The sequence below is a fragment of the Legionella oakridgensis ATCC 33761 = DSM 21215 genome (assembly GCF_000512355.1).
In the GTDB taxonomy this organism is placed as follows: domain Bacteria; phylum Pseudomonadota; class Gammaproteobacteria; order Legionellales; family Legionellaceae; genus Legionella_A; species Legionella_A oakridgensis.
The window spans coordinates 2,064,765-2,080,394 of record NZ_CP004006.1 but is presented as its reverse complement, the minus strand read 5'-3'; the positions used below and the strand labels follow the sequence as shown (position 1 = coordinate 2,080,394).

Sequence of the window (15,630 nt, the reverse complement as noted above, 5' to 3'; positions counted from 1 at the left end):
GTTGGATGGATGAAACATGCAGGTTAGCATCTTTATTTTTTGCCTTTTATAACAGGCAGATTAGCGGAAACCCAGGCTGCCATCCCTCCTGCAAGCACCATGGGATTCTCAAATCCTTGTTCATGTAATTTAGCGGCTAATGCCGGTGATTGCAAACCACGAGCACAAACAAGGATGATGGGTTTTGTTTTGTATTTATCCATGCGTTGCTGATTAAAATCATCTGCGGAGGCTCGTACTGCGTCAATGATGTGGCCATCACGGTAGGCTTCTGCATCCCGCAAATCAATGATAACGGCATGTTCATTATTCATTAGATCCACCACGGCGGATGGATTGAGCTCTTTTGCTTTTTTCCTTTGGTTCGTCCATTCATTCACAAAGATCAACAAGAGGATGATAATAAGTGCCAGCCAAAGCGGCCAGTGATTTATGATGAATTGTCCTAATTGCTGCATGAGATACCTGACATTCGAATACTTGTGGCGAATTATCCTAAGAACGGCGAGACAACGCAAGTCCTGAAGGCTTGTCTAACGCAGTTGTTTCATCTCTAGTTTGACGTGGCCGCGGTGTATCCACGGCTACGTACACAAGGCGGGACGTAGGTTCGTTCCAGCTTCATAAACCGTTCATCACGTTTAAGCATAGAATTATGGACAGGGTTTAATGGTTAGATCTTGCGGTAATTTGACGTTTGTACCGCAAGCCTTATCAAGGTTTTTTGTTGCAAGCCGAACGCTTGCTGCAAATCGGCGTTTGTCAAATTGGTACCATTTAAAATTGCTTGATTAAGCCATGCTCTGTTTAGCTCGGTATTACTCAGGTTGGCCTGACTTAAATCAGCATAACTTAATTGTGTTCTTGTTAAGTTGGCTTTATTAAGATTGCTATGGCTTAAATTGGCTGCTTGAAGGTTAGCATGTTCCAAATTGGCGCTACTTAAATTAGCTCCCTGCAGATTGGCGTGGGAAAAATCAATGTTGCGTAAATCCCGGCCTTGTAAATTAGCACCTTGTAAGTTAGCCCCAACCAGATACCCTTGATTCAGGTTAGGATTTTGCGGATTGATGATGGGCTTATTGTTCAAGAGTCTTGCCAGCTGATTATGGGCTGCAATTTTACCGATATGAAACCAGGGCAAGGCAAGGATTAGATAGACCACGGCTATAAACAGTGCAAGCATGGTATTAACAGGTTTTATCATGCTCAGCCAGGGTTTTTGGCTGAAAAAAATGGCCAGGCTATAGCTGACGTTATATAAAGCATGAATGATAAGAGCAATCAATAACAATAACGCCAAGGGGGTCATGCCATAGTTCCACATCTCCAGCCAGGGGTATTTGAGAACAAATAAAGAATATAAGGCACTGAGAATAAAGCATGCATAAATCAGATAACAAAACCAGTGGACATAAGGTTCCTTATCCAGCCCTGCTTGAAAAATGCCATTAAACAAGAGGATGTTGAAAGCACTTAAAACAACAATAACTGGCCAAAAATCGGCAAATGCGCGGTTTGCAAAAGGAATTGCCAAGAGAAATGCCAGGCAAATTACCACAAAAATAGGATAGAGGAATTTGCAAAAAGCCAGCAATATGTTCCTGAGTTTTGTTAAAATTTGCTCATACTGATGAAGAATGGTCATTGCAATGCCAAAGAAAAAAGGTGGCATGATGTAGAAAAAAGCCGGGCTGAAGACAATTTTTTGAATGAAGGGGATATCCAGCAATTGAAATAAAAGGGCAGCCAGCGTGCATAATCCCATGGTTAATGTAACCAATAATTGCCCAAGAATAAGTTTTAAAATGATTTGCCAGACTTCGCTAAACAGCGTTGCATAGGAAAAGGCAAAACGCTTTTCTTCAATGACGACGCAATAAAAATAAAAACGATAAAGGCACTGACCGCGCCTTGCGCTGCCAGTATTGGTGTTACGTAAGAAACAGCATTCGTAAGGTCGTTAAGTAAATGATAGGCGACAAAACCATAGACAATGGCCATCATGATTAACATACCAAGGCCAAGTGCCAGCGTATCTCGCTCAGGCAGCTTGACTTGCAAGGCAAACAGCGGAAAGGTCAGTATGATGATGGCACAAAATGTGCTAGCGATACTAAAATGGCCAAAGTTAATCAGTGCGTAAATAATAACGCCTTGAAGTAAGCCGAGCGCAGGTCTGATAAATGTCATCTTCTTATCCTTAAGGTATGGAGCTTTTGTATTACTAATACGTTGTAAACCGTTCTATGGTGCTCATTTACTTAATGTAAACTCTGCTCCTTCAATCCTTACGCGCTTTGCACTAAAGCAAAATCCACAGGGTATGCGGGAGCCTGAATGTTTCTAAATTATTTTTCCACGGGATAACCGCAGAGGTCCCATTCCATAATTCCGCCATCCACAGAGTAAACTTGTTGGTATCCCATGTTGATAAGGCATTCGGCAGCGTATAGGGAGCGTACTCCGCCACGGCAATGAAGATAAATAGGGCATTCGCGTTCAGGAATTTCATGCTCTATTCGAGCGACAAGTTCATCTTTAGGAATGTGGCGTGCGCTTGCAATATGCATGCTTTGCCATTCATGCTTTTCCCGTACATCAATAAGGCATAATTGGGGATCCGCATCAAGGCGCCTTTTTAATTCATGCACATTGATGGTGGTTACTTTATTATCGCTCATAATTAGTCTCTCGAATGATGGGGCGGGTCAGTGTGGAATGATGAATAAACCAATAAATGGTTGCCGTAATTACTCCGCCGATTAATGTTGCAAACGCCCAGGTAGCAGCAGATACTAGAGCAGGCCGTTGGCCAATTTTATGTAAAATACCGGCATCGCGCGCGACTGCTCCGGCAAAAATAACATGTAAAATGGCATTAATTAAAATTAATAAATAATAAAAGGTTTGTATCTGACCGCTAAATTGTTCCACCAGTTCCGGCAGCATCTGCAAACTTCCTCAAAGCGTGTCGAGTTTGTTTCTCATCATATCAGAAAAATGATTGAAAGCATTAGGGTCATATAAAAATCCGGCTGCTCCATTAAACGGTCGTCATTGCTTCACAGGGCAAACGCATCTTTATGTCCAAAAATAATACTAAATGTCGTTTTTGCGAGCGATAGCGAAGCATCTAGACCCAATTTTCAATAGGGTGTTGATCTGGGTTGCTTCGCTATCGCTCGAAAAGACAAATTTTTAAACAAATACATGTTCAAAATGTAACTCCCCACGTCATCCCGAGTGCAGCGAGGGATCTGCCTGCAGTGGCACAATTTTTAAAGTAGCGATGGATACAAATCGTTCCATTCAGGATTCAATGCATTAATCAAATCATGCTTCTTTTTTCGAGACCACCCTTTGATTTGTTTTTCTCGCTCAATAGCCATGACGATGCCTGAACAAACTTCAAAATAAACCAGTCGATCCACATTGTATTTTTGGGTAAATCCAGCCACCAGTTTATTTTTGTGTTCATAAACACGGCGTATCAAATCATGGGTAACACCGGTATACAAAACATTATTGTGTTTATTGGTCAGAAGGTAAACGCAAGACTCCGTATGCATATGCTATTCTTTGCTCTGTTGGACTGTATTGTTATCTCAGATTCCTGATAACACAGGGATAGTACCAGAAAATATAAATTGGATGGAACTGATAATGCTTAATCCTTGTTTACGGATCGTACTGATAAATCCTCGGATACGAGCAAATTGTTCAGCGCCTTGAGCGGTCCGAAAACCACCGGATATTTTTTGTTTGCATTTCATCATTCGTAAATCACGCTCAGCATCATTATTGGTAAATGGAACTGCCAGATCATGAAGAAACCGTAAAACGTCTTGTTTGTAATGAAATAAACGCCACAAGAGGTTTTGACCTGTCCGTCAAGGTTGTCGACCCTGTTTGCCTTTGCATGGCAATGGCGGCAGCGTTTCATGATACGCCAGCCCATCTCGAATAATCTTCTTGTAGATGTTGGTCAACCGCTTGATGCGAGCAACAGGTATTGCATGATGTGCATTAAAATGACGACAGCGAAGAGCAACACGTAATAGTCGGGTCATAGCCTGTGCCCATGGTTCTTTGTCATGCTCGGTTATTGCTTTTAATTCACGCAAGTGATGCTGGTTGCATAGGGCATGCTCCACACCTCCCAAATTGTAATAACTTTTCCAGTGATCATGAATGACGGTACCTGAAAGGCCATCCAGTAATGATTTTCGTTTTGGAGATATGTGATAATAAGTTGCCGTTTTAGTCGATGCCACATGCAACCATTGTGTTTTTCCGGCCACACGAAACCCTGTTTCATCCAGGTTTTTTACGGCAGCAGTTTTGACTGCAGACAATACCGATTCTTCAAATGATGCCAATGTATCAAAGGCAATCCGGTTATATCCAGTCCGTGTTGCAGTAGCCAGTTGAATTCCGTACAGGTCATAAAACAACTGTTGCATCCTGTCTTCTGGAATAAAATGCTGATATTGATAAATGCTGCTGTTATCGTTTTATTACAGCACTCGCAATATTTTACTTCAGCCTGATGTTCCGTGACTTCAATTTTGGGTGGTGGAATATCAAAAACCTGGCGCTTCACAATTCCAATCACCGGCGTTGAAACTAATGAACCATAACAATCCGGGCATGTTAGCAATACATGGTTTTTGACAATATCTGGTGATTTAATCTGTTTTAACGTTTCGCCCTTGTGGCCTTTTGGGCCACCACTGTTACGTTTCCCATTTTCACGTAGTGATGTCGTACGGCGTAGTTTGCCTAACCCGTCACTTGAGGGGGCTTTGAGCTGTTGCTGCTATTCTTGTTCAGTCGTTTTTCCAGCTCTGCTATTCGTGCAGCTTGCTGTTCTACGATTTTTTCCAGTTCAGCAATCTTTGCCAAAAGCGTTGTGATGATTTGTTCATGGTCTTTCATGCAGCTATTTGATCATAACCGCATAATTTTTCAAGTGTTTTTTACATTAATTTAATACCTGCCAGTTGCTGGAGATCCCTCGCTGCACTCGGGATGACGTGGGGAGTTACTTCAAAATTTAGATGCGTTTGCCCTGATTGCTTCACGTTGTTCGCAAAAACAGATGATGAGTATATCATACTCAAAAAAAGACATTGGTCTGTTTAAAAATCCCTTCCGTGTTGCAACGATCCTGAGTAGGTTTGTGCTGTATTTTTGAATAATGGTTAGGTTGTTTTTGAATGGTTGCTCAACCTGAGCTAATATCCATGCATTGATTTGTTTATAAGAGGATACCACGTGATCGATGTCCCTGTACCTCATTTAACCACAGCCCATACTGGCCCGCTGTATCATGTCGAGAAAGTCATTTTAAGTCAGGTGGCTGTTATTGAAGCATGGTTTCGCCGCCAATGGCAAAAAACCCCTCCACCTATTACGTCGTCGGTGGACTTGCGGCATGCCGGCTTTAAATTGGCGCCGGTGGATACTAATTTATTTCCGGCGGGGTTTAATAATTTAAATCGTGCGTTCATGCCTTTATGCATTCAGGCCGTGCAATCGGTTCTTGGTGAAAGTTATCCAAATTGTACAAAAATATTGATTTTGCCGGAAAGCCATACGCGCAATCGTTTTTATTTGCATAGTTTAAGTGTGCTGCGTGATATTTTTGTTAAAGCGGGATTTGTGGTTCGGATTGGCAGCCTGGATACAACCATGACTGTTCCGGTGGAAGTGGTTACCGATGATGGCGAAGTTTTGTTGATTGAACCTTTGTTACGTGTCGGCAATAAGGTTCGTTTGGCAGAGTTTGATCCCTGTTTATTGTTGCTGAATAATGATTTATCTTCGGGTATCCCTGATAGTTTACAAGACTTGCAGCAACCTATTCAGCCAACGGCCAAATTAGGCTGGGCTTCCCGACTGAAATCCAGCCATTTCCATTGTTTTGCTGAAATTGCAGAAGAATTTGCAGCATTAGTGAATATGGATTCATGGTTGATTTGCCCTGCGTTCAACGCCGTTAATGGTATTGATTTTATGGCTCAGGAAGGCATCGATGCTTTGGTTGAGGTGGTGGATGGGATTTTGGCCAATATTCGTGAAAAATACTCAGCCTATGGCATTACGGAAGATCCTTTTGTTGTCATCAAGGCTGATAATGGTACTTATGGAATGAGCGTCATGATGGTGCATGAAGGGAAACAAATTTTACAGTTAAATCGTAAGCAACGTACTCGCATGGCGGCCAGTAAAGGCAGTCGTAAAGTCAGCCGCGTTATCGTGCAAGAGGGAATTTATACGTTTGAAACCATGCCGGACGGCGCTGTGGCAGAACCTGTGGTGTATATGATTGGTCCGTTTGTTGTCGGAGGTTTTTACCGCGTTCATCATGGTCGTGGTAAAGCAGAAAATCTGAACGCGCCCGGAATGCATTTTGAGCCTTTGGCATTTGCACAAGCCTGTAACATGCCGCGAGAGGATTTAGAGGTTGTTGATTCCCCCAACCGTTTTTATGTGTATGGTGTTATTGCGCGACTGGCCGCACTGGCAGCGGCTCGTGAAATTGCGGCAATCGCTTAGGGTTTCTTTTCTGCTTTTTTAAAAAGATAGGCATACGAGTAAAAAGTTAAGGTGTGTTTGGTTAACATTTAAACTTAAATTAAACGAGATAAATCATGAAGCTTGGCGTGTTGATGGACCCTTTAGCAAACATAAAACCTTATAAAGATTCAACCGTGGCAATGATTCAAAGCGCTGAGTCTATGGGTTGGAGTTGCTCATATTTCACTCAATATGATTTGGTTTGTCGCGATGGGCAAGCTTATGCCCAGGTTTTTGCAATTCATTTGCAGGATGAACAAACTGCAGACTGGGCAGAAACTGTTTCTTTGGGGGAACAGCCTTTGTCATCGTTTGATATTATTTTAATGCGTAAAGATCCTCCTTTCGATATGGAGTACATCTATGCGACGTATGCTCTGGAATTGGCAGAGCATGAGGGCGTGCTGGTGGCCAATAAACCACAAAGTTTGCGCGATGCCAATGAAAAATTCTTTACCATGAATTTTCCTCAATGCTGTCCGAAAACGTTGGTGAGTCGAGACATTCAGCGATTGCGGGTGTTCTGGCAACAACATCAACAGGTTATTTTTAAACCCTTGGAAGGAATGGGCGGGAGATCGGTCTTTCACGTGGATGAACAAGGCCATAACTTGTCTGTGATTTTGGAAACGTTGACCCACGGCCAAATGGTCAGCATTATGGCCCAGCAATACATTCCTGAAATCAGGACGCACGGTGATAAGCGAATTTTGCTGATAGATGGTGAACCTGTGCCTTATGCACTTGCCCGCATGCCCGCCAAGGGGGAATTGCGCGGTAATTTGGCAGCCGGTGCGCACGGCAAGGTGGTGGCGATAAATGAGCGCGATCGGTGGCTTTGTAAGCAAATTGCGCCTACGCTGCGAGCCAAGGGTTTATATTTTGTAGGCATAGATGTCATTGGCGATTATTTAACGGAAATTAATGTCACTAGCCCTACCTGCATACGGGAAATAGCGGCTGAAACCAGTTTGGACATTGCCGGCGATTATTTACGCTGTCTTGCAGCAAAGCGTCAGGGCTCTAGGAAGCTTGCTACGTAAGTAAATCCCTCTCTCTTTATTAAATGATCCAGCAGCAGGCTGTTCACTGATGTTCCCAGGAGAGTTTTATCTTTGGTTGTCAGCTAAATTTAAGCTGGCGCCATGCTTCAAAAAGAATGATGGCAACGGCATTGGATAAATTCAGGCTCCGACTGGTAGGGCGCATAGGGATGCGGATGCTTTGATACGCATTCAATAAATGGCTTGGAAGTCCCTTGGTTTCCGGTCCAAACAACAGCATGTCTTCCTCTGCATAAGCGATGTCACTGTAATATGGTTGTGCTTTGGTTGAGCAAGCATAAATTCGCCGGGCTTGGTTTTGCATGATAAAAGCTTGCTCATTCTCATAATGAATGATGCTGGCCCATTCATGATAATCCAAACCTGCACGCCGCATGCGTTTGTCATCCAGAGAAAACCCAAGAGGATGAATTAAATGCAATTGTGCGCCGCTGTTAGCGCACAAGCGTATGATGTTGCCGGTATTAGGTGGAATTTCAGGCTGGAACAGCGCGACGTGCAGCATGTTTAGCTTCAGTGAGTGGGAATTCAGGTTGGGGGTTGGCATCAGCGGGCGTGCTTTCAGATTCGCCTGCTTCATCGTCTACGTATAAAGAGCCTAAATCATCCTGCGTTCCATTGTCTTGTGCGCCATTGATGCGATAATTGCGATTTTGCAGATAGGCGTCACGGATAAAAGTATATTGATCCATCGCTTCAGCAATTAAGCGATCGTTTTCCAGCATTTGCGAACGTAAGTCAATGTAGCGCAATCCTAAAATGGAATACAGCCACTTGTCAGATTTGATATAAGGGTATGGAGTAAACAAGGCATAATCAAACATCATGCCCATGCCATCACGAATCGTGCTGGGGCCTAAGAAAGGAATGACCACGTAAGGGGATTTTTTATCACCCCATTTGGCGAACGTTAATCCCAAATCATTGCTGTGTGCTGGCAAACTGAATGAGTTTGCGGCAACATCAAACACACCGGCAATTCCAAACGTTGAGTTAATCAGAAAACGCCAGCTGTCTTTAATGGCATAATTCCATTCCCACTGCAAGACATCATTGGCCACCGTAGGCAGCATATTGATGTTGTTATAGGCATTATTAATGCCTGCTCGTATTGGTGATGGCAAAATGGCTTTATACAGTTTTGCCGGAGGCTTTAATACCGTGGCATCAAACGCCATGTTAAATTGATGAATTTTGCGGTTAATTGGCTCATAAGGATCGACAGGATTCGTGCCTTTCTGAACGCAGGAGGTCAATAATAGAGTTCCTGTGAAGGCAGCAAGTGTAACAATTAAGCGCATAATCATTCTATTTATTGGGCTGAATATTAATACTACACCAGATATGTCAACTTGAAAACGGCAATACATTTAGATGATTTTGTTTAAAATTAAAACATCTTTAGCAGAGGGTTATTGTTTCCTGACGATTATTATGTGAGAATGCGCGAAATTTTTACTGTTAGGACATATTATGCCAGGAACAGTCGTGTATAATTTAGGCATTGCAGCAGGCCGAAAAGCCCTTGAAACGGTTATTAGTAAGCATTTGCAAGCCCAATATCCATCGGAAGACATGCATTTTAAATGCACTGCAGAAGATGGTACGCCAATTTTTATTGCATTGGTCCCACGGTTGTCCCATATTCCCAATGCCTTTGGTGCTTTTGCCAGCCGGCGCATTGCCAAAGGGGAGGAGTTTGTTTATGCAGGAAAGCGTTTGACCAGCAAAGAGGCAAGTTCTGCCAGAACAGAATATCTTTATGAATTAAGCCGCGATGTTGTAGAAGATTGTGAAGAAGTCGGAAATGCTACCCGCTTTGTCAATCATTCTGCCCAATATTTTAATCTTTATCCCGAAATTCGTGAAACGCCAGAGGGAAAAGAATACATTGCTTATGTTGCATTGCGAGACATTGAGCCTGGCGAACAGCTTCTCATTCATTATGGACCAAATTACAATTATCCGGAAGGGCTTGTTTATTTGCATCCCAGCGATGGTCATCGTACATCGGAAGATTTAATTCAGACTTTTCAGTTAGCGCCAAGATTGTTGTCGTTGACGATAAAAGATAAACATCGTGTTGGAGAATACTACCTTTCTCCTCTATGTCAGGCTATTTTGGATGATAAAAAATTGCCCTTGGTGGCGGGAGAAGCGGCTGCTCTTTCGATGCATTTAATGAAATCTGATGCAATGTTCTTAGGTTATATCAGCCCACTCATGCTGGCAGTAGCACTTGGACGTACAGCGCATGCAGCCATTTTACTGGCACAATCGGATTCTTTAAAACTTGATTTGATAGGCATGGTGGACGAGGAGCATGACGCTGCCCTCCATTACGCTTTGTATCATCAGCGACCCGATTGTGCGGCTTTAATTCTTGAGGCCATCGAAAGGCAGATTGATGAGGCCATAGAATCCAAAAATGACTTTCTTATTCTGAAAGCCCGGCATCTTTTGATCTTACAAAATAAACATGAATTATCACCTCTGCATTTGGCGGTGAAGTTTCATGATTATCAGGCTATCGAAAAACTGCTCCTGCTTTTTAAGAAACTCAGTGCTTTTCCGTTGGGCAAGCTTTGTGGTATGGTCCAGAAAGATCCATTTGTGCTGGTTGATAACGATAACCTCTGCCCCTTGTTACTCGCCATTAAAAATAATGATTGGCTTGCCATTAAACGGTTTGCAACATTTATTCGGGAAAATGATTGGGTTGTTTATAATAAGAAGCGAAAAAATCCCGATGTAAATCATGAAGAAGCTGTGGAAAATTACGCAAACGTATTTTCTTGCTTGCATCCAAGCATGATTGAACTGGTTTTGGAAGAGTTGCATACCTCGACTAATCTGTTTGATAACCGAAAATTTAATATCAAACTTTTAAAAGCTTTAACGCTTAAAAATTCAGAAACAGCCGGTGAGTTTTTGAATGTTGCCGCGCAAGTTGGAATGATTTCTCGCAAAGAAAAAATTGAGCTTGAGGCGGATATACGGCCTAAGCCGGCCAGATCTTCTGAAGTTGGCTTATTCGCACCTGCAGCAAAATCGGGCAAAAGGAAACGTCATTTTGCAGCATCTGTACCCGAAATCGATAGAACCACCGTGTTGGCTAATGGTCATTCGGTTGCGCTTCGTGGTGAAGCAGCAAAAATTGCGATAACCGAGTTACCAGCAGATGCTTCTACTGTAACTTCGGTGGGACAAGTGGTTGTTGAACCGTCAGAAGGACAACCGCTGGCTGCCTCTCTGAGGTTTTTTTCACCTTGGAGCTTGCCTTCTTTGTTGCCACAATTGTGGAGCAGCCAACCATTGTATCCGTCATCCCGGTGATTTATCCAATATTTGGTATAGGAGTTCTTTCATGCCAAAACCTGAGACTGAATTTACTCATCTTTCAGATGACGCACTAAGTCGCATTGGTTTTTTTTTGAGTGATACCGATCGTGGACGTCTTGCCAGCGTTAATAGGCAATCATTTGCCGTTCTTGGTTTTTCAGGGTATGTAAAACGCGTTTTTGGCATTGACTTGAGCACTTTCCCATTGCAGGCGCTTTTTTTTGATGCTTCAATGGTTTCCGAGCGCCCCGAGCAATTACAATTATTACGTGTCTTGTCGTTACAGGAAGACTATTGGCAATATGCCATCGTCTCCGAATGAAACTAGGCAGCCTTTTGGGAATAGATTCTCCAGGACAATATTTTGAGTCTGATGTTTTCTCTGCCTCACTAGTAGATATGGCGCTTTCTTCTATTGAGCAGTTGTTAGATAGAGAAGAAAATAAAAAACGTCAGGCAGAAGCAGCTGCTGCTTCTACGGATGGTGCGGAGAAAAGCTTGCCTGAACCAAAGCGGATTCATTTGTCGCAAAGCAATTCTTTGTTGTTTCCCAAGCTGGCCTCTACAAAACGAGATCATAGCCAATTTGCAGATGAACGAGGCGAGCAGCAAGTAAAACGCCTGAATGCGCGCGGATATCCTGCTGTTAGTGGCTTACGTTTGCCCCATTGGCAGCCTCCACAACCTCATGATGAGTCGGATGAGGATGACATAGATGCCGGGCCAGCACCTGCTGCTTAAGTGCTTTCGATTTCTTCTCTTTATGAAAAGAGGGGCCAATGTGATTTCACAGGTTCATGCTGTCTAATTGGTTAAAAATGAAGAATAAAGGTCACTGGACCATCATTGCAAAGACGGACTTGCATATCAGCGCCAAAAGAGCCGCAAGTCACGTGGGGATATTGTTCACGGGCGTGTTCAATCAGTGCCTTAAATAAAGCACGGCCAAGGTCAGGAGGCGCCCCTTTGGTAAAGCTGGGGCGCAGGCCGCGCTCGGTTTCGGCTAATAGAGTGAACTGTGGCACCAGCAACAGGCCACCGCCAACGTCTTTGAGGCTTAAGTTCATTTTTCCCTGAGTATCACTGAATATCCGATAATTTAGACATTTTTTTACCATGCGCTTTAAGGTTTCGTCTGTGTCGTGTTTTTCAAAGCCGCACAGGATAAGCAATCCCTGCTCTATTTGAGCCACTATGTCTTGGTGGATGGTGACAGAAGCGTCGCTGACTCGTTGAACAACTGTTAGCATGGATTAAATCCTGGTAGATTGCGGTATGATTTTTACGCCTTATTTGGCTTGTAGCCTGGTTGCTTGCAACCAGGGCACCTGTGCTCAAGAAAAGATAATGGAAGAATACTGCTGTTGCAAGCCATCAGGCCAGATCATAGTCAGAAACTTAGCCAATGTTTTGTAATTAATTGCTAAATTTATGATAATGCACACCTCTTTTTTTATTAGGATAGACGTATGACAGCTTGGTTGCAGGGGCTTAATGAATACCAACGCCGTGCTGTGACGGCACCACTGGGTAATGTGCTGGTGCTCGCTGGCGCAGGCAGTGGTAAAACACGAGTATTGGTTAATCGCATGGCTTGGCTAATCGAGCAGGAATCCATTTCACCCCATGCTATTCTTGCTGTAACGTTTACCAATAAAGCGGCAGGAGAGATGAAGTCTCGTTTGAGTCATTTGCTGTCTTGTCCGGTGCAAGGATTATGGGTAGGTACCTTTCATGGTTTGTGTCATCGTTTGTTAAGACGACATTATCAGGAAGCGAATTTACCAGAACAGTTCCATATTCTTGACAGCGATGACCAGGCACGCTTGCTCAAACGCGTCATCACTTCTTTAAATCTTGATGTTGAGCAATGGCCGGTTAAACAAGCGCAACTGTTTATTAATGGTAAAAAAGATGAAGGCCTGCGTCCGCAGCATATTCATGTGCCTCAGTATGGGCCAGGCCGTACCTTGGTTCGTATTTATGCTGCTTATGAACAGGCGTGCCAGACGGCGGGCGTGATTGATTTTGCTGAATTGTTATTGCGGTGCCATGAATTGCTTCGCGATCATGAAGTATTGCTTGCTCATTACCAGCAGCGCTTTCGCGCAATTCTTGTGGATGAGTTTCAGGATACCAATACCATACAATATGCCTGGATTCGCCTGTTGGCTGGAAATCAAGCGGCTGTGATGGCGGTTGGCGATGATGATCAATCCATTTATGGCTGGCGGGGTGCAAAAATAGAAAACATTCAGCGCTTTGCCCATGATTTTGCAGACACGAAGGTAATTCGGCTTGAGCAAAATTATCGTTCAACCAGCACCATTCTTGATGCAGCAAATGCGTTGATTACGCACAATCAATCGCGTATGGGAAAGAATTTATGGACAGCCGGGCAGGCTGGCGAAAAAATTACGGTTTACAGTGCCTTTAATGAACTTGAGGAGGCAAGGTTTGTAAGCGATCGTATTGGTCTGGAAATAAATCGTGGGCGGCGTGCTGATGAAATGGCTGTTTTATATCGTTCTAATGCGCAATCACGGTTATTAGAAGAATCTTTATTACGTGCTGGCATTCCTTATCGCATCTATGGTGGCGTACGTTTTTTTGAGCGAGCTGAAGTAAAAGATACGCTGGCCTATTTGCGGCTGATTGCTAATCCGGATGATGATGCTTCCTTTGAGCGAGTGGTTAATTTCCCCACTCGTGGTATTGGTGAAAAAACCTTGGATGATTTGCGTACGTATGCCAGGGATGCATCTTGTTCTCTTTGGCATGCGGCCCAGCAATTGCTTTCCTCACAGCAATTGCCACAACGTGCCTCTGCAGCATTATCCAAATTTGTAGGTTTAATTCGACAATTGCAAGTCAGTACACTGACGTTAACGCTGGATGAACAAATTTGGAAAATCATTCAAGACAGTGGCTTATATGACCATTTCGCCAAAATAAAAGGTGATAAGTCGGAATCCAGACTGGATAATTTGCAAGAATTGGTGAATGCTGCCAAGCAATTTCGTTATGAGCAGGATGTAGAAGAAGAGTGGCCGTTGCTGGTGTCGTTTTTAGCGTATGCTTCACTGGAGGCTGGTGAAATGCAAGGAGGGGAGCATGAGCATTGCGTGCATTTGATGACGCTGCATGCAGCCAAAGGACTTGAGTTTCCTCTTGTCTTTCTTGTGGGGATGGAGGAAGGCTTATTTCCGGGTAAACAATCCATTGAAGAGCCAGGTCGACTTGAAGAGGAGCGCAGGCTTTGTTACGTAGGCATGACCAGGTCGATGGAAAAACTCATTATGACGTACGCTGAGGTCCGCCGCCAATACGGCCGGGAAGAGTATCATCGGCCCTCTCGTTTTTTAAGAGAGTTGCCGGCGGAGTTGTTGGATGAAGTACGTCCCAAAGCCCATTATCAATTTCCTGCCCCAAACAACAAGGTGCCTTCTGCGGCTGAGGAAGCTGGGCTTAAGCTCGGGCAATCGGTTCATCACGTAAAATTTGGGCATGGAGTTGTATTGGCTGTAGAGGGTAGTGGTGCTCATACACGCGTGCAAGTCAAATTTGCTGAGCATGGCATGAAGTGGCTGGTGTTGGCTTATGCCAATTTAACTTTGTAAAATTGTGGGCAGAGCCTTGAATTTAGCATGAGCTGGTGCTAGGGTTCGTTACTGAGATTGAATAGAAACTGAGGGGAAAGGCGTGAAGTTAAAAAATCTGGTTACTGCAACCATGCTGGCGACAGCGATGACATCTCCCGTGGTATTGGCGGCAGATACTTTGTCAGCGGAACAAAAAAAGAAATTGAGCAATTGGTTCATGATTATTTGGTGAATAATCCTGAAGTGTTGATAGAGGCTTCTCAAGCTTTACAGCAAAAACAGCAGCAAAGCATGCAAGAGCAAGCCAAAGCGGCCATCGCAGAAAATGCCGAGCAATTATTTACAGAAAATTTGGCAGTAGGGGGTAATCCGAAAGGAAATGTTACGCTGGTGGAATTTTTTGATTACCAATGCATTCACTGTAAAAAAATGAAGCCCGTCATCAATGAACTTATTAAAAAAGATAAAAATTTGCGCGTTATTTACAAAGAATTCCCTATTTTTGGTAAAACGTCTGAACTGGCTTCACAAGCCGCTCTGGCAGCTGCCATGCAGGGCAAGTATCAGCAAATGCATGATGCCTTGTTAAGTGTTGATAAGCGTTTGGATGAAACCGTTATTATGGATACCGCAAAATCCATTGGCTTAAATCTCGAACAACTGAAAAAAGACATGGAAGGCCAAAAAGTAGCCGATGCATTGAAGGGAAATCGTGAACTTGCTGAAAATATGCATTTAATGGGTACCCCTGCTTTTATCATTGCGGCAACGCCAGATGGTAAGTTCAAAAAAGACAGCGATCCGGCTTTTATTCCGGGAGCTGCCAGTGAGGAAGCACTGCAGGATTTGATTCAAAAAGCGGGAAGTTAAACGCTATTTTAGCTGTTTTCTTATATAATCTTTCTTAATAGAGCCTCCCTTTGAAAGGGAGGTTTAAGAGGGATTTCATAGCCAGCTGGCGTGGATGATATTAATCAATAGCCAGCAATGATTTTAGAACCTGTCTTCATAGTCTAATGATGCAGGGCTAAAAAATA

18 protein-coding genes and 2 pseudogenes are annotated in these 15,630 nt (G+C 43.5%); 7 read left to right on the top strand and 13 right to left on the bottom strand.

Features of this window, described 5'->3' with window-relative positions; translation table 11 throughout:
- Positions 1–32: 32 nt before the first annotated feature.
- From LOA_RS10110 to LOA_RS14740, 10 genes and pseudogenes are all read right to left on the bottom strand, one after another.
- Positions 33–458, bottom strand: a complete 426-nt coding sequence (locus LOA_RS10110) for a rhodanese-like domain-containing protein (protein WP_025386241.1) — start codon at positions 456–458, stop codon at positions 33–35.
- Between the two features lie 215 nt (positions 459–673).
- The gene (locus LOA_RS13840; protein ID WP_025386240.1) at positions 674–1,783 is read right to left on the bottom strand and encodes a pentapeptide repeat-containing protein; all 1,110 of its coding nucleotides are present in this window, start codon (positions 1,781–1,783) and stop codon (positions 674–676) included.
- Between the two features lie 20 nt (positions 1,784–1,803).
- The gene (locus LOA_RS10100) at positions 1,804–2,193 is read right to left on the bottom strand and encodes a hypothetical protein (protein WP_025386239.1); all 390 of its coding nucleotides are present in this window, start codon (positions 2,191–2,193) and stop codon (positions 1,804–1,806) included.
- Positions 2,194–2,351: 158 nt separating this feature from the next.
- Positions 2,352–2,684 (bottom strand): rhodanese-like domain-containing protein, encoded by a 333-nt coding sequence (locus LOA_RS10095; protein ID WP_025386238.1) that lies wholly within the window; start codon positions 2,682–2,684, stop codon positions 2,352–2,354.
- Complete coding sequence (locus LOA_RS10090; RefSeq protein WP_025386237.1) at positions 2,674–2,952, bottom strand: hypothetical protein; 279 nt, start codon at positions 2,950–2,952, stop codon at positions 2,674–2,676. The genes LOA_RS10095 and LOA_RS10090 overlap by 11 nt, the downstream gene beginning before the upstream one ends.
- Positions 2,953–3,281: 329 nt before the next feature.
- Positions 3,282–3,572, bottom strand: a complete 291-nt coding sequence (locus LOA_RS10085; RefSeq protein ID WP_025384802.1) for a GIY-YIG nuclease family protein — start codon at positions 3,570–3,572, stop codon at positions 3,282–3,284.
- A gap of 36 nt (positions 3,573–3,608) precedes the next feature.
- Positions 3,609–3,875 (bottom strand): IS66 family transposase, encoded by a 267-nt coding sequence (locus tag LOA_RS14535; RefSeq protein ID WP_025386236.1) that lies wholly within the window; start codon positions 3,873–3,875, stop codon positions 3,609–3,611.
- Between the two features lie 18 nt (positions 3,876–3,893).
- Positions 3,894–4,502 (bottom strand): IS66 family transposase, encoded by a 609-nt coding sequence (locus LOA_RS14530; protein WP_274544679.1) that lies wholly within the window; start codon positions 4,500–4,502, stop codon positions 3,894–3,896.
- 32 nt (positions 4,503–4,534) lie between these two features.
- Positions 4,535–4,663, bottom strand: a pseudogene (locus LOA_RS16260) (IS66 family transposase zinc-finger binding domain-containing protein); the annotation flags it as partial.
- Positions 4,664–4,785: 122 nt separating this feature from the next.
- Positions 4,786–4,941, bottom strand: coding sequence for a DUF6444 domain-containing protein (locus LOA_RS14740; RefSeq protein ID WP_158423051.1), 156 nt, complete (start codon positions 4,939–4,941; stop codon positions 4,786–4,788).
- 339 nt (positions 4,942–5,280) lie between these two features.
- Here LOA_RS14740 and gshA point away from each other — a divergent pair, with 339 nt between their 5' ends.
- Positions 5,281–6,564, top strand: a complete 1,284-nt coding sequence (gene gshA / locus LOA_RS10070; protein WP_025386233.1) for a glutamate--cysteine ligase — start codon at positions 5,281–5,283, stop codon at positions 6,562–6,564.
- A 95-nt stretch (positions 6,565–6,659) separates the two neighbouring features.
- Entirely contained in the window at positions 6,660–7,628 is a 969-nt protein-coding gene (gene gshB, locus LOA_RS10065; protein WP_025386232.1) for a glutathione synthase, read from the top strand.
- Positions 7,629–7,707: 79 nt separating this feature from the next.
- Here the strand turns inward: gshB and trmL are convergent, their stop codons facing one another.
- Together trmL and LOA_RS10055 are read right to left on the bottom strand one after the other, a co-directional pair.
- Positions 7,708–8,154 carry a tRNA (uridine(34)/cytosine(34)/5-carboxymethylaminomethyluridine(34)-2'-O)-methyltransferase TrmL gene (trmL, locus tag LOA_RS10060; RefSeq protein WP_025386231.1) on the bottom strand — a complete coding sequence of 149 codons (447 nt, stop codon included), beginning with the start codon at positions 8,152–8,154 and terminating at the stop codon, positions 7,708–7,710.
- A complete protein-coding gene (locus LOA_RS10055) occupies positions 8,126–8,950 on the bottom strand; it encodes an MlaA family lipoprotein (RefSeq protein WP_025386230.1) in 825 nt (274 codons plus the stop codon). The genes trmL and LOA_RS10055 overlap by 29 nt, the downstream gene beginning before the upstream one ends.
- A gap of 172 nt (positions 8,951–9,122) precedes the next feature.
- Between LOA_RS10055 and LOA_RS10050 the strand changes: the two genes are divergently transcribed.
- From LOA_RS10050 to LOA_RS10040, 3 genes are read left to right on the top strand one after another with little or no spacing between them, the layout of a single operon-like run.
- On the top strand, positions 9,123–10,985 hold the full coding sequence (locus LOA_RS10050; RefSeq protein ID WP_025386229.1) for an SET domain-containing protein: 1,863 nt from the start codon (positions 9,123–9,125) through the stop codon (positions 10,983–10,985).
- Positions 10,986–11,016: 31 nt separating this feature from the next.
- Positions 11,017–11,313: a hypothetical protein gene (locus tag LOA_RS10045; protein WP_025386228.1), complete on the top strand. Its 297-nt coding sequence runs from the start codon at positions 11,017–11,019 to the stop codon at positions 11,311–11,313.
- 14 nt (positions 11,314–11,327) lie between these two features.
- Entirely contained in the window at positions 11,328–11,732 is a 405-nt protein-coding gene (locus LOA_RS10040) for a hypothetical protein (protein WP_147370127.1), read from the top strand.
- Positions 11,733–11,803: 71 nt separating this feature from the next.
- Here LOA_RS10040 and dtd read toward each other — a convergent pair whose 3' ends face one another.
- Complete coding sequence (gene dtd / locus LOA_RS10035) at positions 11,804–12,241, bottom strand: D-aminoacyl-tRNA deacylase (protein WP_025386226.1); 438 nt, start codon at positions 12,239–12,241, stop codon at positions 11,804–11,806.
- Positions 12,242–12,460: 219 nt separating this feature from the next.
- Here dtd and uvrD point away from each other — a divergent pair, with 219 nt between their 5' ends.
- A complete protein-coding gene (gene uvrD, locus LOA_RS10030; RefSeq protein WP_025386225.1) occupies positions 12,461–14,611 on the top strand; it encodes a DNA helicase II in 2,151 nt (716 codons plus the stop codon).
- 82 nt (positions 14,612–14,693) lie between these two features.
- Positions 14,694–15,463: pseudogene (locus LOA_RS10025) on the top strand (DsbA family protein).
- Positions 15,464–15,630: the final 167 nt, after the last annotated feature.

What these genes read in the sequence shown, in the direction of transcription:
- LOA_RS10110 (WP_025386241.1), bottom strand. Translation starts at nt 458, where the DNA reads ATGCAGCAATTAGGACAATTCATCATAAATCACTGGCCGCTTTGGCTG.
- LOA_RS10100 (WP_025386239.1), bottom strand. Translation starts at nt 2,193, where the DNA reads ATGACATTTATCAGACCTGCGCTCGGCTTACTTCAAGGCGTTATTATT.
- LOA_RS10095 (WP_025386238.1), bottom strand. Translation starts at nt 2,684, where the DNA reads ATGAGCGATAATAAAGTAACCACCATCAATGTGCATGAATTAAAAAGG.
- LOA_RS10090 (WP_025386237.1), bottom strand. Translation starts at nt 2,952, where the DNA reads ATGCTGCCGGAACTGGTGGAACAATTTAGCGGTCAGATACAAACCTTT.
- LOA_RS10085 (WP_025384802.1), bottom strand. Translation starts at nt 3,572, where the DNA reads ATGCATACGGAGTCTTGCGTTTACCTTCTGACCAATAAACACAATAAT.
- LOA_RS14740 (WP_158423051.1), bottom strand. Translation starts at nt 4,941, where the DNA reads ATGAAAGACCATGAACAAATCATCACAACGCTTTTGGCAAAGATTGCT.
- gshB (WP_025386232.1), top strand. Translation starts at nt 6,660, where the DNA reads ATGAAGCTTGGCGTGTTGATGGACCCTTTAGCAAACATAAAACCTTAT.
- trmL (WP_025386231.1), bottom strand. Translation starts at nt 8,154, where the DNA reads ATGCTGCACGTCGCGCTGTTCCAGCCTGAAATTCCACCTAATACCGGC.
- LOA_RS10055 (WP_025386230.1), bottom strand. Translation starts at nt 8,950, where the DNA reads ATGCGCTTAATTGTTACACTTGCTGCCTTCACAGGAACTCTATTATTG.
- LOA_RS10050 (WP_025386229.1), top strand. Translation starts at nt 9,123, where the DNA reads ATGCCAGGAACAGTCGTGTATAATTTAGGCATTGCAGCAGGCCGAAAA.
- LOA_RS10045 (WP_025386228.1), top strand. Translation starts at nt 11,017, where the DNA reads ATGCCAAAACCTGAGACTGAATTTACTCATCTTTCAGATGACGCACTA.
- dtd (WP_025386226.1), bottom strand. Translation starts at nt 12,241, where the DNA reads ATGCTAACAGTTGTTCAACGAGTCAGCGACGCTTCTGTCACCATCCAC.
- uvrD (WP_025386225.1), top strand. Translation starts at nt 12,461, where the DNA reads ATGACAGCTTGGTTGCAGGGGCTTAATGAATACCAACGCCGTGCTGTG.